Origin of the sequence: Dolichospermum flos-aquae CCAP 1403/13F, from assembly GCF_012516395.1 — a bacterium.
Taxonomy (GTDB): domain Bacteria; phylum Cyanobacteriota; class Cyanobacteriia; order Cyanobacteriales; family Nostocaceae; genus Dolichospermum; species Dolichospermum lemmermannii.
Genome location: NZ_CP051206.1, coordinates 2642591 through 2668840, shown reverse-complemented (window position 1 = coordinate 2668840; position 26250 = coordinate 2642591). Strand labels below are relative to the sequence as shown.

At 37.0% G+C, this 26250-nt stretch carries 18 protein-coding genes and 1 tRNA gene; 15 read left to right on the top strand and 4 right to left on the bottom strand.

Translation table 11 applies throughout. The features are described from left to right. Positions 1-14: 14 nt before the first annotated feature. Entirely contained in the window at positions 15-770 is a 756-nt protein-coding gene (locus HGD76_RS13090) for a Uma2 family endonuclease (RefSeq protein WP_015079911.1), read from the top strand. A 203-nt stretch (positions 771-973) separates the two neighbouring features. On the opposite strand, the gene HGD76_RS13080 is transcribed toward HGD76_RS13090, so the two are convergent. After that, positions 974-1870 carry an alpha/beta fold hydrolase gene (locus HGD76_RS13080; RefSeq protein ID WP_168634238.1) on the bottom strand — a complete coding sequence of 299 codons (897 nt, stop codon included), beginning with the start codon at positions 1868-1870 and terminating at the stop codon, positions 974-976. Between the two features lie 686 nt (positions 1871-2556). Between HGD76_RS13080 and HGD76_RS13075 the strand changes: the two genes are divergently transcribed. From HGD76_RS13075 to HGD76_RS13065, 3 genes are all read left to right on the top strand, one after another. After that, positions 2557-4017 (top strand): S-layer homology domain-containing protein, encoded by a 1461-nt coding sequence (locus HGD76_RS13075; protein ID WP_168696046.1) that lies wholly within the window; start codon positions 2557-2559, stop codon positions 4015-4017. A gap of 373 nt (positions 4018-4390) precedes the next feature. Then, positions 4391-5119 carry an HAD family hydrolase gene (locus HGD76_RS13070; protein ID WP_168696045.1) on the top strand — a complete coding sequence of 243 codons (729 nt, stop codon included), beginning with the start codon at positions 4391-4393 and terminating at the stop codon, positions 5117-5119. A gap of 45 nt (positions 5120-5164) precedes the next feature. Continuing rightward, positions 5165-5237 (top strand) — tRNA-Ala (locus HGD76_RS13065). Between the two features lie 502 nt (positions 5238-5739). On the opposite strand, the gene HGD76_RS13060 is transcribed toward HGD76_RS13065, so the two are convergent. After that, the gene (locus tag HGD76_RS13060; protein WP_168696044.1) at positions 5740-8268 is read right to left on the bottom strand and encodes a mannose-1-phosphate guanyltransferase; all 2529 of its coding nucleotides are present in this window, start codon (positions 8266-8268) and stop codon (positions 5740-5742) included. A 330-nt stretch (positions 8269-8598) separates the two neighbouring features. Here HGD76_RS13060 and HGD76_RS13055 point away from each other — a divergent pair, with 330 nt between their 5' ends. Then, complete coding sequence (locus HGD76_RS13055) at positions 8599-8793, top strand: hypothetical protein (RefSeq protein ID WP_015079930.1); 195 nt, start codon at positions 8599-8601, stop codon at positions 8791-8793. Positions 8794-8936: 143 nt separating this feature from the next. Here HGD76_RS13055 and HGD76_RS13050 read toward each other — a convergent pair whose 3' ends face one another. Continuing rightward, positions 8937-9206, bottom strand: a complete 270-nt coding sequence (locus HGD76_RS13050; protein ID WP_168696043.1) for a YciI family protein — start codon at positions 9204-9206, stop codon at positions 8937-8939. Between the two features lie 376 nt (positions 9207-9582). On the opposite strand from HGD76_RS13050, the gene urtA reads away from it, so the two are divergent. The 6 genes from urtA (at position 9583) to urtE (ending at position 17009) form a co-directional block, all read left to right on the top strand. Continuing rightward, positions 9583-10899 (top strand): urea ABC transporter substrate-binding protein, encoded by a 1317-nt coding sequence (gene urtA / locus HGD76_RS13045; RefSeq protein WP_168696042.1) that lies wholly within the window; start codon positions 9583-9585, stop codon positions 10897-10899. 151 nt (positions 10900-11050) lie between these two features. Continuing rightward, positions 11051-12211, top strand: a complete 1161-nt coding sequence (locus HGD76_RS13040; protein ID WP_168696041.1) for an ABC transporter permease subunit — start codon at positions 11051-11053, stop codon at positions 12209-12211. A 51-nt stretch (positions 12212-12262) separates the two neighbouring features. After that, complete coding sequence (gene urtC, locus HGD76_RS13035; protein WP_233466873.1) at positions 12263-13438, top strand: urea ABC transporter permease subunit UrtC; 1176 nt, start codon at positions 12263-12265, stop codon at positions 13436-13438. Next, the gene (gene urtD, locus HGD76_RS13030) at positions 13413-14186 is read left to right on the top strand and encodes an urea ABC transporter ATP-binding protein UrtD (protein ID WP_168696040.1); all 774 of its coding nucleotides are present in this window, start codon (positions 13413-13415) and stop codon (positions 14184-14186) included. Before urtC ends, urtD begins: the two co-directional genes overlap by 26 nt. Before the next feature lie 194 nt (positions 14187-14380). Then, positions 14381-15970: an iron uptake porin gene (locus HGD76_RS13025; RefSeq protein ID WP_168696039.1), complete on the top strand. Its 1590-nt coding sequence runs from the start codon at positions 14381-14383 to the stop codon at positions 15968-15970. A gap of 340 nt (positions 15971-16310) precedes the next feature. Continuing rightward, positions 16311-17009, top strand: coding sequence for an urea ABC transporter ATP-binding subunit UrtE (gene urtE / locus HGD76_RS13020; protein ID WP_168696038.1), 699 nt, complete (start codon positions 16311-16313; stop codon positions 17007-17009). Positions 17010-17087: 78 nt separating this feature from the next. Here urtE and pheT read toward each other — a convergent pair whose 3' ends face one another. Further along, positions 17088-19523, bottom strand: coding sequence for a phenylalanine--tRNA ligase subunit beta (gene pheT / locus HGD76_RS13015; RefSeq protein WP_168696037.1), 2436 nt, complete (start codon positions 19521-19523; stop codon positions 17088-17090). Positions 19524-19711: 188 nt separating this feature from the next. Here pheT and HGD76_RS13010 point away from each other — a divergent pair, with 188 nt between their 5' ends. From HGD76_RS13010 to HGD76_RS12995, 4 genes are all read left to right on the top strand, one after another. After that, the gene (locus HGD76_RS13010) at positions 19712-20428 is read left to right on the top strand and encodes a Uma2 family endonuclease (protein ID WP_168633662.1); all 717 of its coding nucleotides are present in this window, start codon (positions 19712-19714) and stop codon (positions 20426-20428) included. Between the two features lie 160 nt (positions 20429-20588). Next, positions 20589-20873 carry a hypothetical protein gene (locus HGD76_RS13005; RefSeq protein ID WP_168696036.1) on the top strand — a complete coding sequence of 95 codons (285 nt, stop codon included), beginning with the start codon at positions 20589-20591 and terminating at the stop codon, positions 20871-20873. Positions 20874-21039: 166 nt separating this feature from the next. Then, a complete protein-coding gene (locus HGD76_RS13000; protein ID WP_168694588.1) occupies positions 21040-22173 on the top strand; it encodes an ISAs1-like element ISAsp2 family transposase in 1134 nt (377 codons plus the stop codon). Between the two features lie 305 nt (positions 22174-22478). After that, positions 22479-26168, top strand: coding sequence for an Eco57I restriction-modification methylase domain-containing protein (locus HGD76_RS12995; RefSeq protein WP_233466872.1), 3690 nt, complete (start codon positions 22479-22481; stop codon positions 26166-26168). The last annotated feature ends 82 nt before the right edge of the window (positions 26169-26250 follow it).

Genomic DNA, 26250 nt, shown 5'->3' with positions numbered 1-26250 from the left:
CTGAGGATAGAGTTATGGTTTCACAAATCGCAGCACCAGCCCAGCCAGAGGTCATTTACCCAGATTGTGACGGACAACCGGTGGCAAACAATACGATTCAGTTTCGCATTCTTGTAGAAATTCAACAAAATTTAGATTGGCTGTTTGCTGATAACCCCAATGTATTTGTCGCTGGAGATTTATTTTGGTATCCAGTTGAAGGCAAAAATACCATCGTTAATGCTCCTGATGTTTTCGTAGTATTGGGTAGACCAAAAGGCGATAGACTTTCCTATATGCAATGGAAGGAAGCAGGTATTCCTCCCCAAATCGTCTTTGAAATTATTTCTCCTAGTAATACGAGAGCGGAAATGGAGAAAAAATTACTTTTCTATGACCGTTATGGTGTAGAAGAATATTATATCTATGATCCTGACAAAAATAATTTACAAGGTTGGTTAAGGGCTGAAGATGGTTTGGATATTATTACCAAAATTACAGACTTTATTAGTCCCCGGCTAAAAATTCGGTTTCTGTTGGGCGAGGAGACTTTACAGCTTTATCATCCTAATGGTAATCCATTTTTAACTTACGCGGAAATTGCTCAACGGGCTGAACAAGAAAGACAACGGGCTGAACAAGAAAGACAACGGGCTGAACAAGCAGAACAAGCCAGAAAAAATGCCATACCCAAATTATTAGAAATGGGTTTGAGCGTGGAACAAATAGCCACTGCTTTGAGTTTATCAGTTGAGGAAGTAAGTATTCAGCAATTATCATACACAGATTAAATGTCCTGCTTGTAATAAATTAAACTATGTGAGAGGAGATGAAACAGACTATAATTGTAAGTTTTGTGATACTAATATCAATGTTTATGCACGCAAGAATGATCTAATTTTCGATATACCTAATCAAAATGATAAATGAGGTAATAGCAAAGGTAAAACCCTTACCTTTTACCAATTACCAATTACCCATTACCCATTACCCATTACCCATTACCCATTACCTGTCCTAACCAATCAATAATTTCACTATTCACAATATCTGGAACTTCATCATGGGGACAATGACCAGCGCCGGGAATAGGAACAACTTTAATATCTTGACCATTTTCTCGCGCTGCTTCATAGATATTCGCTCCCGTAATTGGTGTCCAAGGATCTTCTGCACCCCAAATTACTAATAAGGGAAATTCTAACTTGGGTAATAATTCCTCTGGACCTGGACCGGGAGGTGCAGTGAGAATAGAAGCAAAAACTTGTTGCGCTCCGGGGTCACAAGATGGGTTATAAAGTAAATCTACAAGTTCATCTGTCACCGCAGTGCGATCGCTATATACTTGATATAAAGTCCGGCGAATTTGTGATTTTTGCCGAATCCGGTTAAAAACGAATTTACCTGTCACTGGGTTAGCCACCAACTTGTTAAAAGTTGCCATTACAACTCGCAAAATTGGATTTAATTCATGGGGACGGTGACTCAAACCACCAGCAGAGTTAATTAACACGCCTCCAGCCGCAATTTCTGGAGATTCTGTTAAAACAATTAAACTTAAAAGAGCGCCAATAGAATTACCAATAAATATTGCTGGTGTTTGAATATGTGCATGGCAAAAATCCTTTAATAATTCTGCCCACACTTCCATGCTATAATCTATAGTTGCTTTATCAGAACCACCAAAACCCAGCAAATCTAAAGCAAACACCTGATAACCAGCAGCAGCTAGAATCGGGATATTTTTGCGCCAGTGACCAATAGAAGCGCCAAAACCGTGAATTAGCACCAAAGGCTGACCTGTACCCATCACAGTATATTGAATTTTGTAATCTCGCCAAGTCCAAACCTGTTTTTCTAATGTCTGCAAATCCTGGATTGTAGTTGTCATTTGTGAAGATTCCTAAATTATTATTTATTTATATTATAGTCAAAATGACTTAATTGTTTGATTCTATAGGTAGGGGTAAAGCAAAAGCTAAACCCCTACCCATTATTATCAGTTATCAATTGTCAATTATCACTTGCCTCTTCCCTATCTGACAAAAGTAATATAAAATGCCCTGTGTTACCAGTACAGTTCACTAGCATCGAAATTTTTGATCTAGAGAATATTAGTCCATTGGCCAGGTGTGAGATAAAATACTGTCAGTAACTCAGTCCTAAAGAGACTGAGCTTGTAAGAAATTGCAAGCTGTACTGACCAGTCTAAGTCTTCACTGACTACGTTTTTTGAGTCACGACACCCTGGAATGCGTAGCTAGTTCCCTGCTCTGTCGCTTGTGATTAAACAGTTTCAAGGTCACTGAAACAGTGTTGCAAGCCTAAAAAGCTCTTAAAACATTGACGAAGCTAACATCACCCCGAAAGGGAGGCTCTTCGGAGCAACACATTATGCGTACAGAGTTGGGAAATTTGAATCGGTAATTGTCCCGTTGAAAGTACACCACAAAAGTACCCCGAATTTCTTAACTCCAAGGCGGTAATGAAAAAAGATTCAAAGCGGTTAAAACCGCCCGTGTCGCTTTCCTCTCAGGGAGCCAAGCCACGCTCGTTTCCCACTTACCGGATATCCTTATGAATCCCATTAACTTAAGTTGGAGTAAACTGGTTGTTACAGCCGTTTCTGTTGTCGCATTATCGCCAATATCTTCTGCATTAGCAGTATCAAGACTTTCTTCCCCAGTTGCATCAAAATTAGGTAATTCTCCACAAACGCAACTTTTAGTGGGTCAATCTGAAGGTGAAGCAATTGATATTCCCGTTAATACGAGTTTTTCACCAGAGAAGAAATCAGCTTTCACGCTTTATATATGGCAACCTGGGGGGACAATCAAAGAAGTAATTGCCCGGATTTCTATTAAGAGTAAATATGGCAATAAATATCGCCAAGAAAGGTTTTTAGGTGATTATAAATATAAGATTAAGCAAAAAGCTAAGTTTGTTAAAGGATTTAAATTAGGCGATCGCATTGTTGTCCGTTTATATGATACCAATAATCGCTTTATTGGTTACAGTGAATTTGTTTGTTTGCCGGAAAATACTGCGGTTAACTTGATTTTATCCGCTAATCCCACAGAAAACAAAGTAGTCCGCACCTTTTATGGTTTTGATGTCAATAATGATAGCATTGTTGATAATACCAATGCCTACGATTATTTCACAGAAGTTAATAACCAAAAAGTTACTTTTCTGAGTAGTTCGGAAAAGATTAATATTGTCCAATATCAAGCCGCAGGATTTGCTAAAGTTACCACCACTGGCGCTTATCCTACTTCCTTTAGCGAAGGTGATTTTGCTGTAGTAGGTAAATCTATAAATGCCTTTGATTCTAACTTAGCAAAAGCTTTAACAGCTAATCCTGGTAGTTTGGTAAAGTTGACTCCAATTCAGGACAACTCCAGTTTTGAACTGGGCAAATTATTAAGTGAATATCGGAAAATAGGTGTAGCGAAAGGTATTCAAGTCTCATTTTCTGATATCTCCAAAAACTATTGGGCTAGGGAATATATTTCTGAATTGGCTGCAATGGAAGTAATTGGCGGATTTCCTGATGATTCTTTTCGTCCGAATGCACCAGTAACTCGTGCCGAATTAGCTGCCCTTTTGCAAAAAGTCTTTATTAAAAGTAAAGTTCGAGAAGCAATTAATTTTAAAGATGTTCCTAAACGATATTGGGCTTATGATGCCATTCGAGAAGCTTATGAAATGGGCTTTTTTACTATTCTCAACAGCAAAAACTTTAACCCCACACAAAAGCTGAGTCGTCTAGATGTTTTAATAACTTTAGCCAAAGGATTGAATTATAAATTTACTGGTTCAACGGAAAATATTCTTTCAGTTTATAGTGATGCTTCTAGTATTAGAAGTGAACATCGTAATTTTATCGCCGCATTGACAGAAAATGGTGTAATTACTAATTATCCTAATAAAAAATTACTAAATCCTAAAAAAGTTGCCACTAGAGCCGATGTTTCTGCTTTATTGTATCGGGCAATGGTGAGCGCTGGAGAAGTGGCAGAGTTACCTGCAAAATAAATTGGACAAACAATATCTTGTCAATTTTCTGCTTTGTTGGGTTAAGCGACAGCGCAACCCAACGCATTTGTTGGGTTTCATGCTAATTGCTCCGCGAACGTTCACGTTCCACAACCCAACCTACAAATCAAGGCTATGGGTTTTACGTTAAGTTGAATTTAAAGATGCGTCTATTTTGGGTATAATTACAAGTACAGGTAATTTTACAAGGTTGTGGAATATCTCTGTCAAGCTATGACAACAAGATCCCCGACTTCTTCAAGAAGTCGGGGATCTGACTCTTGTATATTTTCAAAAATGGGTTAATCTTAAATGTATTCCGGTAATTTACCCTAATAAATAATCATCTGGAGGATTGTTTCCAGTTTGCACTATGAGTTTAAAGGCAGTTTTATTTAATTTTAATGGTGTCATTATTAAAGATGGATTAATCCATATCCAACTGATAGATGAGATTCTTATACAGGAAAATCTTCAAACTCAACGGGTAAAAGAACGTGAAGACTTTTTAGGGATAAGTCATCGCGCTTATCTGCAAAACCTGCTGAAAAATCGTGGTAGGGTGGTGACGGAAGCTTATATGGCTCAATTACTCACTCGCAAAGCTCAAGCTTATGTGTTGGAATTGGAGAAGCTGGAAAAATTGCCTTTGTATTCGGGAATTGAAGATGTAATTTTTCAGATTCGTTCCCGTCATCTCAAAATGGCGTTAGTCAGTGATGCTTTATCCCTAGAAATTGAAATGGTATTAACATCTGCTAAATTAGCTGAATACTTCCCTGTAATTGTGTCGGGGGATGATATCAGCAGCGATAAACCCAACCCGGAAGGCTATTTGCTGGCGGTTGAACGTCTAAATCAGACATATCCAGAATTAAACTTAGAACCTGATGAGTGTTTAGTGATTGAAAATACTCGGACAGGTATTCAAGCAGCTAAACGCGCCCAAATGCAAGTAGTTGGAGTAGCGAATACTTACCCTTTCCAGATGCTACACCGTCAAGCTAATTGGACGATTGATTATCTGATTGATTTGGATTTACAGCGAGTACAGGAAGTTTTTTTAGAAAAAGATGTGCAATCTGTCGTTCCTGAGTGTTAGAATATAATATGTTTATGAGAGTTGTTAACTTATAAGCACGAATAAGGGGAATTAGCTCAGTTGGTAGAGTGCTGCGATCGCACCGCAGAGGTCAGGGGTTCGAGTCTCCTATTCTCCATTAATAAAGATGAATGGCTGAATCACTTACAGAATTTAGATATATTTATGGATAGACATAACCAAAGAGAATGGAAAAAGTTTAAAAATGATTTTGATAAAATGCCACCACGAGATAAATTTGTCTTAGAAAAAAGAACCTTTAACTAGAGGTTGTTTGAAAAGTCTTAGGTTGTGATTTTAGGCACTTACAGATCCCCCCTAACCCCCCTTAGCAAGGGGGGAACTAGAGTCAAAGTCCCCCTTTTTAAGGGGGATTTAGGGGGATCTAAAAATATTCGATACACCATAAGGGACTTTTCAAACACCCTCTTAGCTGTTTCCTTCTGCTTTGTTGGCGATATTGGCTATGATCCAGATGATAACTACAACCGTGAATATAGATTTGAAGACCGTCAAAAACAATATGGATTTCAAAATCCTTAAACCAAACTATTAATTCCTCTCTGCGTCTCTGCGTGAGAAAAAACATCATAAAAGGTGGGGAAACCCCACCCCAAAAATTACATATCCAACCTGTAATTTTCCTGTTCACGTTCCACAAAATGCTGGACACGGGCGCGATAATCTCTGAGAGTTTCATCAACCCAATCCCGATCGCTACTGTTAACATAGAGATGGACTAGCGGCTCACTGGCATCAGGTAAAACCAACAGCCAATTGTCATCATAGGGTTGACGAATTTTCACACCGTCAATTAACTCCAAATTTTGCGCTGGGTGGGTTTCCACCAAATAGCGCATTAACGCCCCCTTAGCAGTCCAAGGACAGCGGACTGTGTAACTTCTATTAATCACACGAGGTAATTCAGAACGTACGGTTGCCAGCGATCGCTCTTGAATGGTTAACATTTCAATTAGCTTGGCAATGCAGAACATCGAATCAAAGCCTGGATGTAATTGGGGAAAAATAAACCCAGTTTCCCCACTCCCACCTAAAACCACATTGGGATTTTTCTGACAAGCTTCCATTAAAGCCGTCGGATTCGCTTTAGTTCTAATCACATGACCATCATGACGATGGGCGACCAATTCCACCGCACTGGAAGCATGAACCGGCACAACCACCGAACTTCTGGGATTTGCAGTTAACATCATATCAACCATTAACGCCGTTAGCATTTCCCCCCGAATGGAAAAACCCGATTCATCAACTAATATGAGTTGTTCCCCATTAGCGGATACCTGCACACCAAAATTAGCATTTACCGCTTCCACAACATGGCCTAATTGAGTTAGCAGTAATTCTCTATCAGCGTTGGAAATGGCCGTTTTATTCAAACTAGCATTTAGCACCACCGCATCAGCCCCAAATTTATCTAACATTTGCGGTAGAACTGCCCCAGACACAGCGTAAACATAGTCAATGACCACCTTTGCCCGACTGTTCCGCAGAGTATCCACATTCAATAATTTTTCAAAAGCCTTACCATAGCAATCCACTAATTGACTAGAATAGACGACATCACCAATTTCATGACTTTGGGAACGACGCATATCTTCTTTAAAATACGCCCCTTCAATTTTCTTTTCTTGGGCTTTAGAGATATTAATCCCCTTAATATCCATAAATTCAATCAAGATATAATCCCGACGTTCTGGGTGAACCCGCACATGAATACCCCCGGCTACTGACATTGTGGGGATCACAGTCCGAGCGATGGGAATGGCTGTAGTATCAAGGTTTTGGACATCCACACCGACAGACATTAAACCCGCAATTAAAGAACGTGTCACCATGCGGGAAACATTGCGCTGGTCACGAGAAACCGTTACCACTGAACCTGGTTTCAAAGTCGAACCATAGGCAGCGCCCAACTTCACCGCAAACTCTGGGGTAATATCAATATTGGCTAAACCCTGGACTCCGCGCTGTCCAAATAAATTCCGTTGGGCAGTATTTCCCCAAATCAGATTAATATTTAAAATTGCCCCAGACTCAATCTTTTTACTCGGCCACACCCTCACCCCAGGGCTGATTTGCGCTTCTTCTCCCACAGTAGACAATGAACCCACTACAGCCGCTTCTAATACGTGAGCGCGTCTGTCTACACGAGTCCCACGAGCAATTACACAAGCCGATAATTGGGCTTCATCACCAATAATTGCTCCATTCCAAATAATTGGTCGCTTTAAATGAGCATCAGCACCAATTGTGACATTATCACCAATTACTGTCCCATCTTCAATTTTTACTCTCGCGCCAATGCGGCAATTGTTACCAATTATGGCTGGGGTTTCAATTTTGGCTGTAGGATCAATATAAGTATTTGCTCCTACCCATAAACCGGGAGCAATTTCTGGATAAGCCACTTCTAATTTTACCTTTCTTTCTAAGCCATCATACTGAGCTTGTCGGTAGGCATCCAAGTGACCCACATCGCACCAGTAACCCTCGGCAATATAACCATAAATTGGCTCGTTTTTGGCTAGTAATAGGGGAAATAAATCTTTAGAAAAGTCGCATTCAATATTTTCTGGTAAATAGTCTAAAACTTCTGGTTCTAAAATATAAGTTCCAGTGTTGACGGTATCAGAAAAAATTTCGCTAGTAGAAGGTTTTTCTAAAAATCGGTTAATGCGTCCTTCGGTGTCAGTAATTACCACACCAAATTCAATGGGGTTAGGCACACGGGTTAAAATTAAAGTAGCTTTTGATTGTTTTTGTTGATGAAATTCAATGGCCGCACTCAAATCAAAATCTGTGATACTATCACCGCTAATGACTAAAAAGGTTTCATCTAATAGTTCAGCAATATTTTTTACACAACCTGCTGTTCCTAATGGTTGGTCTTCTTCGATAGCATAGGTCATTTGTACACCAAAATCACCACCATCTTGAAAGTAATCACGGAGAACATCTGGTAAATAATGTAATGTAGCAATTACTTCATAAATCTGGTGTCGTTTCAGGAGGTTGATAATATGTTCAGCAATGGGACGATTTAAAATAGGCACCATTGGTTTGGGTAAATCGCAAGTCAAAGGACGTAACCGCGTTCCTGAACCACCTGCCATTAAGACTGCACGCATAAATTCTCCTAAGCTTGGCTAAAAGTATAATGTTTTTCTTCCTTTAGTCTCATACAGATATTGAGATCTAAGGAACTTCCCTAAGAAATATCTTTTAAATAATTCAAAATTCAAAATTAATACAGCATGAACTTTTCAGGCATTGAGAATGGGTAGTTTATTTAGGCTATCATGTAATAGGACGAATGGTGGCAGTCTGTGATTCTAATTTAAACTAGAATTCAGTAAGGACAGTGCCGATAAGTAATGAAAGAGGTTTTAACTTTCCTGTAGTCAGCAATCAAGTTTCTTTACATAAAATTATGCCAGTTATTAAGGGAGTTGATGGTCATGATTGATTTACTTGTTTTCGGAATAATCGTGGTTTATCTCGGTGGTGTTTGGAAGTTTTGGACTGGATTTGGTAGAACTAATTTTAATCAAACTTTACCTAATCGGATTGGTTTGGCTTTGCTATGGCCTGCTTTGTTTTTAGCTAATCCATCCTATCGTCGCAATTTTCAAAAGGCACTCAAGGGTAATTAAGTGATAATAATTCAGGTAGGCCGATAAAATCCCCGACTTCTTTTATTTATTGTGTCTACAAATTATAAATTGATGTTAGAAGTCGGGGAGCTGGGTATGGTAATTATGAATTAATTATCTTTGTTAAACATTGTGTCAATTGACTAAAAAGCCTGAATCCATTCTTTAACAAAATACTCTGTCCAAATGCCGTTTTGCCAATAGGGATCTGATTCCACTAGTTGACGAACGGTGTTTTCGTCTTCAGCTTCGTAAATAGCAAAAACTTGAGTTACATCTTTTGTTGGACCAATGGTAATTAAAATTCCAGATTCTTTCTGTTGTGCTAATCCGGCTAAATGCTCTTGACGATAGGGTTCGCGTTTACTGAGAACGTCTTCACAATAGCTTCCCCATAAGATGTATTTTGTCATAATTTCTGATTTGATTATTGATATTTGTTAATAGAATATAGCAACATGAGGTTTTTTAAGATAGAGATTGATGATCAAGTTTTTAATTTCACCAATACCCCTGTATACTTAATAATACTCATTATGATGCTAAAATATATATAGATACTTATACTTACATCAAGTAGATCCTAACTTGCTCATTTTGCTCATTGCTTACAGGGAGGGGGTTAGGTGTGTTGTTATTATACCAGTCCCGATGAGAAAGAAATTATATTTTTCATCTATCTTGAGGTAGATTTTTATTAAAATAAATTACGATTTTGTATAACAAATCACAGTTTAATGGTTAAATATAGAACTAAGATATCAGTTTAAAAGATAACTAATCAAAAATATGGGTAAGCAATTTAACCGACGCAAGTTTCTGCTTTATGGTGCAGCGGGTATTGGTAGTAGCATCTTTTTAAAAGCTTGTGCTAATAACTCTCCAAATACTGCGAATAGTCCAGCAGCATCCACCAGTACATCTCCCGTAGCTGGTACTACTGGTAAAACCATCAAGGTAGGTATTTTACATTCTCTCAGTGGCACAATGGCTATCAGTGAGAAAAGTGTTGTAGATGCGGAAAAATTAGCAATTAAGGAAATTAACGCTGCTGGGGGTGTTTTAGGTAAACAAATTGAAGCAGTTGTTGAAGATGGCGCTTCTAATTGGGATACCTTTAGAGAAAAAGCTACCAAATTGATTGACCAGGATCAAGTAGCGGTGGTTTTCGGGTGTTGGACTTCTGCTAGTCGTAAAAATGTCAAGCCAGTTTTCGAGAGCAAGGATCATATGCTCTGGTATCCTGTGCAGTATGAAGGTCAAGAATGTTCTAAAAACATTTTTTACACTGGTGCAGCCCCAAATCAACAAATTGAACCTTCTGTTGATTGGTTGTTGAAGAATAAAGGTAAAGAGTTCTTTTTAGTAGGTTCTGACTATGTTTTCCCCCGTACTGCTAATAACATTATTAAGGCTCAATTAGAGGCTTTAGGTGGGAAAACTGTTGGGGAAGATTACTTACCTTTGGGTAATACGGAAGTAACAGCTATTATTACGAAAATTAAGCAGGTTTTACCCAAGGGCGGTGTAATTTATAATACGCTAAATGGTGATAGTAATGTTGCTTTCTTCAAACAGTTGAAAGGAGCGGGATTGACACCAGATAAGTATCCTTCCATGTCTGTGAGTATTGCGGAAGAGGAAGTTAAAGCCATTGGGGTGGAGTATCTAAAAGGACATTATGCTGCTTGGAACTATTTTCAAACAGTAGACACACCTGCGAACAAGAAATTTGTGGCGGCTTTTAAGAAAGAATACGGTGAAGATAGAGTAACAAACGACCCAATGGAAGCGGCCTATATCGCCGTGTATTTGTGGAAGCAATCAGTAGAAAAAGCAACTACAACTGACTTGGCGAAAGTCCGGGCTGCGGCCTATGGTCAAACTATAGATGCACCTGAAGGAAAAGTGACTGTTAATGCCAATCATCACATATCAAAAATTGTGCGGATTGGTCAAGTCAGACAGGATGGCCTATTTGACATTGTTTATGCTACCCCCGCACCAGTTGAACCAGTTCCTTGGAATCAATTTGTGAAAGAGACCAAGGGATTTGCTTGTGATTGGTCAGATCCTGCAAAAGGTGGTAAATACAAGAAGGGTTAATTTGGTGGTCAGTTGTCAGTGATAAAAACAAAATAGAGGTTGGACAATGGCATTATGAATTATCTTGGGCGCAAAGGCGCAAAAATTCACCGCCGGTACAGAACAACTGACAACTGACTATTAGGAATAAATTGATAATTGCAGGGATAAAATGTTAACAGGTTTCTTGGAAGCTGTATTTAATGGTGTTAGTATTGGCGCTGTTTTATTAATTGCTGCGTTAGGATTAGCTATCATATTTGGCTTAATGGGTGTCATTAATATGGCTCATGGTGAGCTAATTATGTTTGGTGCTTATACAACTTTTGTGGTGCAAAACATTTGTAAGCAATTGGGTGGGGTTTGGTTTGAAGTTTATATATTTCTGGCTTTGATTATTGCTTTCGTTTTCACTGCTGGTGTGGGATTAATTCTGGAAAAAAGTGTAATTCGTTATCTCTATGGACGACCTTTAGAAACTCTGTTAGCAACCTGGGGAGTAAGTTTAATTTTTCAACAGTTTGTTCGCAGTGTCAATTTATTATTAGTCATGGGGATGGTTTTGTTTTCTGTTCTGTTTTTTGGGGGTTTATGGATTTTAAATTCTCGGAATAATTTCCAGAAAATTCGTAACTGGGTTGTGGGAGTTTTACTATTTTTGTCGCTAGGATTGACAATTACAATTTGTAATTTATTGAGTAAAACCTATCAGCAAGCGGTAACTTTACCTTGGTTTGGCGCTCAAAATGTGGATGTTACAGCCCCTAGTTGGTTACAATCTGGTGTATCTTTAGCTGGTGTACAATTACCTTATGCCCGGTTATTTATTATTGTTTTGACGATTATTTGTGTGGGAGGAATTTATCTATTTTTGCAACGTTCTCATTGGGGATTAAGAATTAGGGCTGTTACTCAAAATCGCAGTATGAGTGCTTGTTTGGGTATTCCCACTCAAAAAGTTGATGCAATTACTTTTGCGCTGGGTTCAGGGTTAGCTGGTGTGGCTGGATGTGCAATTAGTTTACTCGGTTCTGTTGGACCAAATACTGGACAAAATTACATTATTGACACCTTTATGGTGGTGGTTGTCGGTGGTGTGGGTAATTTAGCTGGTACGATTTTGGCGGCTTTGGGAATTGGGACAACTAATTATTTGATTGGTTCGGGAACTTTGGCTTTGTTGTTGGGTCCGGTTAAGCCTTTGGCTGATTTATTTAGTTTTTTTGCAACTACAAGTATGGCTAAGGTGATGGTTTTTGCGTTAATCATTGTGTTTTTACAGTGGAAGCCGGGCGGAATTTTTCCCCAAAAGGGTCGTCATGTTGATGTTTAAATTATGGGAAATTTAACGCAGATAAACGCAGATAAACGCGGATTTTAGAAAATGGATAAGTTAGGAATGATGAAAATTAAAAAGGGGCGAAGTTTAATATTAGTTGAAGTTGGGGTAGTTTGTGCGATCGCTTTAATTTTGATTTTGATGATGCCGGTTTTACTTTCAGATTTTCGTCTGAATTTATTGGGACGATTTTTGTCTCTGGCTATTGTGGCTTTGGGAATTGATTTAATTTGGGGTTACGCTGGTTTATTGAGTTTGGGACATGGGATTTTCTTCGGTTTGGGTGGATATGCGATCGCTATGTACCTAAAATTGCAAGTTCCCACGGGGGAATTACCGGATTTTATGGCTCTTTATGGTGTTATGGAACTTCCTGGATTTTGGCAGCCTTTTTCTTCTTTTCCCCTGTCTATGGCTGCTGTGGTGATGATTCCGGGTTTGTTAGCAGGATTACTAGGATATTTAGTATTTCGTAATCGCATTAAGGGGGTTTATTTTTCGATTTTGACTCAAGCTGCAATTATTGTATTTTTCAATTTTTTTAATGGACAACAACAATTTTTTAATGGCACAAATGGGTTGATAGATTTTACCACTTTTCCGCCTTTATCTTGGGGAGTTAATGGCAGTGGTGCTATAGTTAGTGATAGCAAAACTCAATTTGTTTTTTATGTCTTGACGGTGGTATTTTTGGCGGCTACTTATGGGATTTGTCGCTGGTTAACTAGTGGACGTTTTGGCCGATTATTAATAGCTATTCGTGATGATGAAAGTCGGGTGAGATTTTCTGGCTATGACCCCACAGATTTTAAAGTATTAGTATTTGCAGTTTCGGGAGCAATTGCTGGTATAGCTGGGGCATTTTACACCGTTCAAAGTGGTTCTGTATCCCCTAGATCCATGGATATTGGCTTTTCTATTGAAATGGTGATTTGGGTGGCTGTGGGGGGAAGAGGGACGTTAATCGGGGCAGTTATTGGCACTTTATTAGTTAATTATGCCCGGACTTTTTTAAGTGAACAATTCGCGGAAATATGGCTATTTTTTCAGGGTATACTATTATTAACTATCGTCATTTTGCTTCCTGACGGCATCATGGGATGGTTAAATAAACAAAATATCCCTTTTGGGAAACGTCAGCAATTAAAACCTTCTGATACCTATCCTAGTTTAGAAGAAGATATGGAGGTGAAACATGAACGCCAAAATCTTGGAAACTGAAAATGTCACCGTTAGTTTTGACGGTTTTAAAGCATTAAACCAATTAAATTTTAGTATGAATGTTGGTGAATTGCGCGTAGTAATTGGTCCAAATGGGGCTGGAAAAACTACCTTTCTGGATGTAATTACAGGTAAGGTGCAACCAACCATAGGAAGAGTCCTATTTAAGGGTAAAAATTTACGTTCTTTAGCTGAACATCAAATTGCACGGCTGGGAATTGGGCGCAAATTTCAAACTCCACGCATATATCTTAATTTAACACCTTTTGAGAATTTAGAAATTACTAGTAATCGTCAGAAAAATGTCTTTTCAACTTTGTTTCGTTCGATCAATTCTGCGGAAAGAAATAGTCTGAAAGGCTTATTAGAAACAATTGGTTTAACTGCAAAAGCAAATATTCCAGCGGCTTTATTATCCCACGGAGAAAAGCAACGTTTGGAGATTGGAATGTTAGTAGCGCAATCTCCTGATTTATTACTTGTTGATGAACCAGTGGCTGGTTTAACAGATGAAGAAACCTATAATATCGGTAATTTATTATCAACATTAGCGGAAAGTCATTCAATTTTAGTCATTGAACATGATATGGAATTTGTGCGACAAATTGCTAAGAAGGTGACAGTATTACATGAGGGTTCAGTATTGTGTGAAGGTGATTTTGAGGAAGTGAGAAATGACCCCCGCGTTATTGAAGTATATTTAGGAAAACAGGAAGAGAATCATACCCCCCTTAATCCCCTTTTGTAAACGCATCACTGACTTCAAAAATAGTTACATTTTAGCGATAAAATAACCCTAACTTTAGTCCATTTAAGTGGTATAATAGCATTTAGTGATTGATGCTTTGAGAACTACTTTTAGTTTCTAGCTTCCAAATTAGAGTTGCTAAGAATTATTCTTAATGGCTCCAATTATTCGTAAAAAATCAGGTGTGAAGAAAAATGCAAAAGCTCTTAACATATTTACTTGCTAGTTCGACTGTTATCAGTGCTATACTATGGACAAGTTCTGGAGTCTTGGCTGAAGAAATACCAGCAAATAATCAACTCCAGACTGACACTAATTCTCAACAATTAAATATAAATAATCAACAAAAGGTAATATCTCAAGTTACCTCCGTGTCTCAGTTATCTGATGTCCAACCTAATGATTGGGCATTTCAGGCATTACAATCATTGGTAGAACGCTATGGATGTGTTGCAGGTTATCCTAACGGGACTTTTCGGGGTAATCGGGCGTTGTCACGATACGAATTTGCGGCTGGTTTGAATGCTTGTTTAGATCGAGTCAATGAATTAATTGCTACTGCTACCGCTGATTTAACGACAAAACAAGATTTAGCAACAATCCAAAAGTTGCAAAATGACTTTTCCGCAGAACTAGCAACCTTAAAAGGGCGTGTAGACACTGTAGAAGCCAGAACTGCTGATTTAGAAGCCAATCAATTTTCAACTACCACAAAACTGCAAGGACAGGTTGTTGCGGTTGTTAGTGGTGTTGTTTCTGGTGATAAAGTTGGTACTAGTAACATTACTAGCAAGAATACGACATTAGGCGCTAGAACTAGACTGGAGCTTGTCACCAGTTTTACTGGAAAAGACACACTGTTTACCAGGCTAGAAAGCAACAATATTAACAGTTTTGGTCTTAATACTCCAGAAGGTAAATTGTCCTTTGCCAGTGGCACACCTAATAACAATGTTTCCATAGGTGCGCTTTCCTATGGATTCCCCCTTGGTAAAAACACTTATGCCAACATCATAGCCAATGATGGTATAATTCTCGACCTTGACAGCACATTGAATCTATTTGATGGGAATGGTGGGTCTGGTGCTGTGTCCGCATTTGCAACCAGAAACCCCATCTATGCCCAATTGGGTGGGGCAGGACTAGGTGTAAAACAAAAATTCGGTAAAAATTTAACTCTCAGTTTAGGTTACTTAGCTAGTCAACACAATAACCCTACTCCCGGAAATGGGTTGTTTGATGGTCCCTACGGCGGTTTAGCACAATTAACAGTCAAACCAAGCGATCGCATTTCCCTTGGTTTAACTTACATCAATTCCTATAACAAGTCGCTGGTTACAGGTAGTAATAACGCCACATTTACCAATCTTGCCCCTGGTACAAACTTTTCCAGTAATTCCTACGGTGTGGAAGCATCTTTAGGTATTACGAAGCAACTTATTTTAGGTGGTTGGGCTGGATATACCAATAGTCAAGTTTTGACTGGTACCAAAGGAAAAGCAGAAATTTGGAACTATGCTGTTACTTTAGGTTTACCAGATTTGGGTAAAAAAGGTAACTTAGCTGGCATTGTATTTGGTATGGAACCAAAGGTCACGAATTCTACTGTTACTGGAGTTACGAAAGATCCAAATACCTCCTATCACGTTGAGGGATTTTATCAATACAAGGTCAGCGATAATATCACCATTACCCCCGCTGTAATTTGGCTAACAGCCCCAAATCACGATGATCGCAGTAGCAATTTAGTAATTGGTGCTTTGAGAACTACTTTCAGTTTCTAATCATAGCAATTAGTTGACACTCTCCGGTCTAAAGACCTACGGTGTACACACATCTCTAGTACCGCAGTGCGGAATTAAAAATTAAAAATTAAAAATTTAAAAAGCAGATTACACAAGCTTTTGTCAAATTTTTAATGGTTGATTGACTTACGCCGTTGTGTACTAGATAAAGATGCTAAACGCTATTCGATCCCCCTAAATCCCCCTTTCTAAGGGGGATTTTGAGAAGTTTAGCCCCCCTTTTCAAACTACGGTGTACACACAAGTTTATTGACAAGGGGAGGGGGAGGGTGGGGTAAAGTTAGGAAAAATTAAAATAGTTAATCAGGTTAATTTTATAATGCTAAAAATTTCTAATCTTAACGTTCATTATGGTGAAAGTCATATTCTCAGAAATGTAGATTTGACTGTATTATCAGGACAGATGGTATGTTTAATTGGCCGCAATGGGGTGGGAAAAACAACCATGCTAAAAACAATTATTGGCTTACTCAAACCCAGCAGCGGAATTATTAATTTTGCTGGGGAGATAATTAATGGTAAACAAACTTATGAAAGAGCGAAAATGGGGATTGGTTATGTGAGTCAGGGAAGGGAAATTATCCCGCGATTAACAGTTAAAGAAAATCTGCTTTTGGGATTAGAAGCTAGACAAAAACCAGTCAAAAAACCAGAAATTCCCCCAGAAATTTTTAGTTTATTTCCAGTATTAAAAACTATGCTTTCTCGTATGGGTGGAGATCTAAGTGGTGGACAACAGCAACAATTAGCGATCGCTCGTGCTTTAATGGGAAAACCACAACTACTCGTATTAGATGAACCGACGGAAGGTATTCAACCCTCAATCATTTTGGAAATTGAAGCCGCAGTTCGTCAGATTATTGAAACTACAGGGATTTCTGTTTTATTGGTAGAACAACACTTGCATTTTGTCCGTCAAGCAGATTATTATTATGCTATGCAAAAAGGGGGGATTGTTGCTTCCGGTCTAACTCAGGAACTTAGTCAAGATGTGATTCAAAAGTTTTTGACGGTTTAGTGATAATTGATAAGAATAAAGCCAGGGAATAAATTCCCTGTCTCATAGCAAAAGTCGGTTAAAACCGACTGTTTTGGATTAACTTCTCAAATTTACACCAAATTTTTCAACTAAGGCTGTCCGCACCTGATTATGAACCGGTTCAATTTCAGTTTCAGTGAGAGTGCGATCGCTCGCACGATATACTAACCGAAAAGCTAAACTGCGTTGTCCTGTGGGAACGTGTTCACCACGATATTCATCAAACAATTCCACCGAGTTTAATAACCCTTTCCCAGCTTTATTAATGACCTTTTCAATTTCGGAAACTGTCACTTTCACAGAAGCAAAAAATGCCAAATCTCTGTCACTAGCTGGATAGGTAGAATAGGAACTGAATTTGGGAACTAACAGATCATCATGATCCCAAGCATCCAACAGGGTATCCAAATCCAATTGAAACACATAAACGGCTTCTGGCAAATCTTTCTCTCGACGTAATTGAGGGTGAATTTGTCCAAATGTTCCCAGTCTATTACCTTTTAACCACAATGAAGCTGTGCGTCCAGGATGTAAACGAGAATCTCGGTTTTCAGGTTGAAATTCTACAGTTAATTTTAGTTGTTTAAAGACACTTTCTAAAATACCTTTGGCCTCAAACCAAGTAATCGCTTCTTCCTTACCACCTCTTGACCATTTACCGGAAGTTATATCACCACCGATAATTCCAGCCAGCATTTCTGCTTCTTGTAAACCGATTTCTTCACGCCAGAAAACGCGCCCGATTTCAAAACCATTTAACGCCCCATTTCCCTGCTCTAAATTGTATTGGAAAGCGGAAATTAAACCGGAAATCAAATCAGTGCGTAAAGCCGAATATTCAGCAAACAAAGGGTTACTTAAAATGATCTGTTTATCTTCACCTGGTTTCACCAAAGAATAATGAATTAATTCAGTCAAACCTTCAGCGCGGAGATAAGCGCGTAACCTGCGAATTAACTCTTGTTCTAAAGATAGATAACCAGCTTCGGATTTTTCTGGTAGAGTATCACAGAACTTATCATAACCATATAACCGGGCAATTTCTTCAATTAAATCAATTTCCCGTTCTAAGTCGCGGTAACGATAGGGAGGTACGGTAACTGTCCAATTCCGGTCATCAATTTTGACTAATTCACACCCTAAAGCTGTGAGAATTTTTTCTACATCTTCTGGTTGTAATTCTCCTGTTTCTTGTCCTAATTCAATGGGACCTAACACTTCATTAACTTTATCTAAACGCAGGTTAATAGAATGTGACCAAGTAGAAATATCTGGACGATAATCGGAAATTTCTTGCTGAACAATCACACCCGCAGCTAATTCACTAATCAAGGATAAAGCCCGGTTGCAAGCTATTTCTAATTCTGCTCGATTTACGCCCCTTTCGTATCTACCAGAAGCCTCACTTCTTAACCCCGCACTGCGAGAAGAACGCCGAATAGCCACAGAATCAAATAACGCCGCTTCTAAAACTAAACTTTGTGTACCTTCATGAACTTCTGTTTCTGCACCACCCATAACACCTGCTAAAGCCACCGCTTGATTATTAGCAGTAATTAATAAATTTTGGGTTGATAAATTACGAATATTTCCATCTAAGGTTGTTAAAGTTTCTCCAACTTCCGCAAACCGGACACCAATAATTAAATTTTCCCCCTCACCTACAGATTGTAAACGCTCTTTGTCGAAAGCGTGAAGCGGTTGTCCTCTTTCTAATAAAACGTAGTTTGTGATATCAACTACATTATTAATTGGTCTGACTCCCGCAGCGCGTAAACGTTGTTGTAACCATTCAGGAGAAGGGGCGATTTTGATGTTTTCAACAACAGTCCCAATATAAGCAGGACAAGCTTGGGTTTCGGAAATTTTTAAAGTTAGGTTTTTTGCAGTTTTGGTATTTTCAACTTCTGCAATTGGGGGAATTGATAATTTTCCCCCAGTTAAAGCTGCTACTTCTCTCGCAATACCCACCATAGATAAAGCGTCAGCCCGGTTAGCGGTAGCAGTGACATCTAAAATCACATCTTCCAAACCCAACAGGGGACGCACGTCACTACCCACAACCATATTTTCTGCGGGGAAGATATGAATACCGTCAATATCAGTGGGTAAACCGAGTTCTTTTAAAGAGCATATCATCCCATTGGAGGGAACACCGCGCAGTTTTGCGGGTTTGATTTTTAAATCAATGTTGGGTAAATAAGTTCCTGTGGTGGCGACGGGGACATAGATATCTGCGCGGACGTTCCCAGCACCGCAAACGATATTTACAGTCTCAGCAGCCCCAATATCTACGGTACAAACGCTCAATTTATCGGCGTTGGGGTGGGGTTGACGTTCTAGCACTTTCCCCACAACTACGCCATTAGCCCAAGTGCGACGATCTTCTATATCTTCTACTTCAAACCCTGCCATTGTCAAGGTTTCCGCCAGTTCTTCGGGGGTGAGTTTGATTTCTACGAGTTCTTTTAACCAGTCTAGAGAAATACGCATGGAGTCTGTTTGGATTTATCTTTTACTCTAATTTTATATATTAAGTGAAAATTATTAGATATTTTAAGAAAATTACATAACCGTTTTTTTGTGGAGACGTTCCCTGAAATGTCAAGACATTCTTTTTTACCAGATACCAATTATAATTAATGCAGTATAGGAATCTATCCCTATTGGAGATATCCACTATGGTACAGCAATTAGCACCAGCAAGCGCACCAGAAATCATCTATCCTGACAGCGACGGTCAACCAATGGCAGATAATACGAAACAATATCAATGGATTGTTAAAATTAAAGAAAATTTAGAAATATTATTTGCATCACGAGATGATGTATTTATTGCTGGAGATTTACTTTGGTATCCTATCGAGGGAAGTGTCAAAACTTGTCAAGCACCTGATGTTATGGTGGTGTTTGGTAGACCAAAAGTAGATAGAGGTTCTTATCAACAATGGAAAGAAAATAATATTCCTCCTCAAGTGGTTTTTGAAATTTTATCACCGGGAAATCGTACTCCCAAAATGATTAATAAATCGCTTTTTTATCAACGTTATGGTGTGGAAGAATATTATATTTATGATCCTGATACTATAGAATTATCTGGATTTATACTTGCGGAAGATGCTTTTACAGTTGTCGAAGATATTAATGGTTGGGTAAGTCCAAGATTGGGAATACGTTTTCAAATTACACCTGATAATTTAGAAATTTATTATCCTGACGGAAGAAAGTTTCTCACATCTTTGGAACTTAATCAAGTTGCTGAACAAGAATATCAACGTGCTGAACAGGAATATCAACGTGCTGAACAAGAACGTCATGGAAAAGAAATAGCTATACAGCAGTATCAGGAATTATTAGCCAAATTACAAGCAAAAGGAATTGATTTAGAAACTTTGTAATCATGTAGGGTGCGTTAGCGCAGCGTAACGCACCGTTTTTAACTAAGTGTATATTTATAGTGTGTCAGAAAAAATGTGAATAAATTACTTAAACATATATAATATAATATGGTGCGTTACGGCTAAAGCCTAACACACTTTACTATTTATAGGGAGAATTATGACAGATACAAAAAATCCAAATAAACCATTATTTTCTCAACATTATTTAAAATATCGTCTGCAAGAATGTCCAGAATGGCATTTAGATATTAAACTAGATTTTGAGCAATTAAAAAATCTTTATTTATCAAAAAAGGCGATTTTACCTACTCTCAATGAAGCGCAAACTGAAGATGTGTTTATTAAACCAGTATTAGATATTTTAGGCTTTTCTAATATTCCTCAAGTTGTAACTCGTGGTAAAGGTAGAGCCGACAGGGGAAACGCATCTAATTTTTTTTGACAAAATGTAACTTCTATGAATAGATAAAAAGGGCAGTATTACCATGTTAATATCAAGCCAATAAATGAGTATGAAGAAAATTTGATGGTAAATTCGTTTCTATAAGAATCAATAAAATGAGTTGAAGTGGTATTCTCAATAAAACTAAAGAGACAAAATTCACAAAATGAAGCTACCACCAAAAATCACAATAGTAGATCACTTTAAAGATTTAGAAGATAAAAGAGTTGAGAGAACAAAAAGGCATAAATTAATAGATATAGTAACCATTGCGATTTGTGCAGTGATCTGTGGAGTAGATAGTTGGGTATTGATGGAGGCTTATGGAAAAAAGAAAGAAAAATGGCTAAAACAATTTTTAGAACTTCCAAACGGGATTCCATCTCATGATACATTCGCCAGAGTATTTGCGAGAATAGATCCGCAACAATTTCAGAATTGTTTTTTGAGTTGGATAAAATCTATCAATAAAATTACAGAAGGAGAAGTCATAGCAATAGATGGGAAAACATTAAGGCATTCATATGATAAAGGAAAGGATAAAGGTGCGATTCACATGGTAAGTGCATGGGCAACTAGTAATAAATTAGTATTAGGACAATGTAAAGTAGAAGAAAAGTCAAATGAAATAACAGCCATACCGGAATTAATTAAAGTATTAGATATAGCCGGATGTTTAGTAACGATTGATGCGATGGGGTGTCAAAAAGAGATAGTAAAATCAATTGCAGAAAAATCAGGCGAATATATTATCGCACTCAAAAAGAATCAAGGTAATTTATATAAGAATGTAGAAGAAATCTTCAAAGAAGCTATATCTAAAGGGTTTGAGGGATTCAAATATAGTGAATTTCATACAAAAGAAGACAAACATGGAAGAGAAGAGATTCGTCATTATCTCATGTTATCAGACATAGAAGAAAGAATAGATACTGATAAGAAATGGGTAAATCTTCAAAGTGTAGGAATGGTAGAATATATACGAAAAGTTAATGGAAAAACGAAGGTTGAGACAGGCTATTATATAAGTAGTTTGACAAATAATGCGAAATTACTAGGAGAATCAGTCCGCACTCATTGGGGTATAGAGAATTCATTACACTGGGTTTTAGATGTAGCTTTTAGAGAAGATGATTGTCGGATAAGAAAGGATAATGCACCACAAAACTTTGCAGTTATTCGTCATATAGCAGTTAATCTTTTAGGAAAAGAAAAAAGCCAAAAACTAGGAACTAAAAGTAAGCAGTTTTGTGCAGGATGGGATGATGAATATTTAGAGAAGATTTTAGAATGTATCTGATAAAAATCAGAAAATATAGACAAATATAAATATAACCAATTTATTTTTCTGTTGATTCTACAATAGAATCTATATTTTTGATGCCAAAAAATATAGATATTAATATATAGAACTGAACAAAATAAATCCATCATTAAAAATAAATAATTACTCTAAATTTATGAAATTTTTATAATTTTAATAAAGGAATTTATCAGATTTTGAATGAAGTTAGATATTTTCCCATATTGATGCACTAATATAGTATTCTGTCAAGATAATTTAGATGCGTTTCCCCTGGTAGAGCCGAACGTCCTGATTATGCGTTGTTTGCAAATGAAAATGAAAGGGATATAGCTTACTCTTTTCAAAATAATGAAACTGCTTTTTATGGTAGAGTATTGGTAATAGCAGAAGCTAAATATTGGGAAAGACCATTAAGTAAAGTTTCTGCTAATGATAAAAGAGATATTTTCAAGAATGAAAATCCATCTTTTCAAATTTCTAGTTATTTGACTGGTACGGGAGTTGATTGGGGAATTTTAACCAATGGGAGAGAATGGCGTTTATATTATCGTCAAGCATCTTCTACCGCAACAGAATTTTATCCTCTTGATTTGGTAGAATTATTAGAAACTGAAGATTTGGAAAAGTTCAAATATTTCTGGTTATTTTTTAGAAGTGCTGCTTTTGAAAAAGATAGTTACAATAAAAACTTTTTGGAAAGAGTCAGAGAAGGAAGTACAACTTATGCGACTCAAGTAGGAAATGAATTAAAAACATTGGTATTTGAGCAAATATTTCCTGACTTAGCAGGGGGTTTCGTTGCAGACGCTATCAGACGGGGAAAAACTGGAGAACCAAAACAGATTTATGCAGCCACTTTATCATTTTTATATAAGTTGTTATTTCTATTATATGCTGAAGCCAGAAATCTATTACCAATTACTACCGCTTACCGTGATTATAGTTTGATTAAAATTACCCAAGAAATAGCAGAAAGTGTTGATAAACAAAGAACATTAAGTCAAACTTCGACAAAGATTTATAAGAGTTTATTAGGTTTATTTGAAATAGTAGATAGAGGTGATCCAGCTTTAGAAGTACCTCGTTATAATGGTGGTTTATTTCATTTTGATTTTCATGAAGCTGAAGACATCAAAGACTATCCAGATAATTGGTTTTTGTATCAAAATCAATTATCTGATGCTGTCTTATTTCCCGCTTTAGATAAATTAGCACGGTTTGAAAAATTACCCATTGACTACAGCTTTTTAGGTGTGCGACAATTGGGTTCAATTTATGAAGGTTTATTAGAATATCGCGTAGTGATTGCAGATGGAAATACGGGTAAAGTCCATTTAGAAAATGATAAGGGTGAACGCAAAGCGACGGGTTCTTATTACACACCTGATTACATTGTTAAATACATTGTTAGTCATACTCTCAAACCGATTTTAGAGGAGAGAAAACAAAAATTTGCGGATTTGATGACGCAAATTAGCCAATTACATGAAAAAATGGCAGATGGTAGATTAGGAGTACAAAGCCGTAATGGTTTACAAAAAGATTTACAACGTTTAGAAAGAAAAAGTACAAATACCTTACTGGATATTAAGATATGTGATCCTGCTATGGGAAGCGGACATTTTTTGGTAGAAGCTGTTGATTATTTCACAGATGAATTAATCATTATTTTAAATGAATATCCTGAACATAATCCGGTTTTGGAGATGTTGAAACAAACCCGCGAGGGGATTTTAGCAAATTTACAACAGCAGGGAATTACTATTGATGTCAATAAGTTAGAAGATACTCAACTTTTGCAACGGGTGGTAATGAAACGCTGTATTTATGGTGTGGATTTGAACCCAATGGCGGTAGAATTAGCTAAGGTGAGTTTATGGTTACATTCTTTCACAATTGGCGCTCCTTTGAGTTTTTTAGATCATCATTTGCGCTGCGGAAATTCCCTTATTGGTACGACTGCGCGAGAAGCAGAAGCGAATATGGTAAAAGAGGAAAGTGGACAATTAAATTTATTAACTGGTCCCTTTGTCGGGTTGTTACGTGCTGCGGAAATTATGCGCGGTGTGAGTACGTTAAGTGATGCAACTTTTGCGGAAGTGGAAACTAGCGAAAGATTATTTAAGGAATTTGATCAAGCTGCGAAACCTTATAAACGGTTATTAGATATTTATGTTTCTAAATATTTTGGTTTGAAACGTGCTGATCATTTCTTACGGGTTTATGGTACAAATGCGATTAATGCTAATTCTGAAAATATGAATGCTGCTGATATTGCAGTATATGAAGACGCGAGAAAGTTATTTGACCAAAAGCAGTTTTTTCATTGGGATTTGGAATTTCCAGAGGTTTTTATTGATTTAGAAAATGCAAGTTGGAAAGAAAATCCTGGTTTTGATGCTGTGATTGGAAATCCTCCTTATGGTTCTTTTTTAAACGAAATAGATGCTAATTATCTAAAGAATAATTATCAATATGTTCAGTATAGAGCAGAAAGTTATGTTGCTTTTATGGAAAAAACTTTTTTGCTATTAATACGTCATCTTGGTTTAGTTTCACTTATTGTACCAGATAACTGGATGTATCTTGATTTTACGGAAAACTTAAGAGTTACTTTTTTGAAAACAGGTTATTTGAAAGCAATAGTAGCACTTCCTAAGACAGTTTTTTCTGACGCTACAGTTGATACAAGTATTTATGTAATTCAGAAGAAATTATCTGATCAATTAGAGTATAGTGATGTTTTGATTATACCATGCCATAAAAATAAATCTTTAGTGAATCTTGATGACACAGACCAAATAAATTATTATAGAACCCAAGATTACTGGCTAAAGTTTCATCAACATATTATTAATCCATATCTTTATCCAAAAGAGGCTTCAATACTTGAAAAAGTTGCTGATAAGAGTGATGACTTAAATAAAATTGTAACTATTAGCTATGGACTTAAAGCTTATCAGAAGGGAAAAGGGACTCCTCCTCAGACTTCTAATATAATGGATTCTAAACCATTTACATCATTAACAAAGATAGATAATTCATTTAGTCCTTTCTTTGAAGGTCAGTCTATAAATAGATATTCTATTATTTGGAATAATGATAATTGGATTAAATGGGGTAAATGGCTGGCCGAACCAAGAAATGAGGATTTATTCAATAAAGAACGCTTGCTTTTTAGAAAAGTTGTTGGTACTAGATTATTTGGAAGCTTTTATGAAAAAGAAGCTTATAGTAATACTTTATTATATATTATCAAGACTATTTATCCACCAGTGTCAAATTATCACCTTAAGACATTACTAACTATATTAAATAGTAATCTTATAGGTTTTGTTTTTCGCAAAAAATTTGCTATTAGGGAAGATGATACATTCCCTCAGATCTTGTTAGATGATTTTGCTGCGCTTCCCATTCCCAAAATCTCCTTTACAACTCCCCTAGAAAAACGCCAAGCATATCTAGAAAATATTATTAGTTTTTACCAACAATATCAAATCAATCATAACCCAGATATCCTATTTACCCAAATTGATCACCACCTCAACCAACAACCATCAGAAGCGGATGTAATTCATGACTTACTCGCATATTTAGCCGAACAAATGATAGAATTAAATAAACAAAAACAAACAGAAACTAAAGGATTTTTGACATGGTTAGAAAGATTAATCGGTACTGAAATTGATAATCTTACCAATAAATCGAAAATTCAAAATTATTTAGGTGATTATTATAAACAAAATCAAGGAGATAACCATTTAACCTTTGATGAATTAATTGGTATCCTCAAGAAAAATCAGAAAAAACTAAAAATAGATCCCACCGCGAGAACAGAACAGGAAATATTAGAAAGAGAATATCAATCAAGTTTAAATACACTACTACCAATCAAAAAACAACTTAAACAATGTGATTGGTTAATTGATGAAATTGTTTATCGGTTATATGGTTTAACTGAAGAAGAAAAAGCGATAATTCAAGGATAAAAATATCCCCGACTTCTGTTTTCATTTTGTAAATAAATGATAGATTTTTCTTAGAAGTTGGGGATCTGGATTATAATAAAAA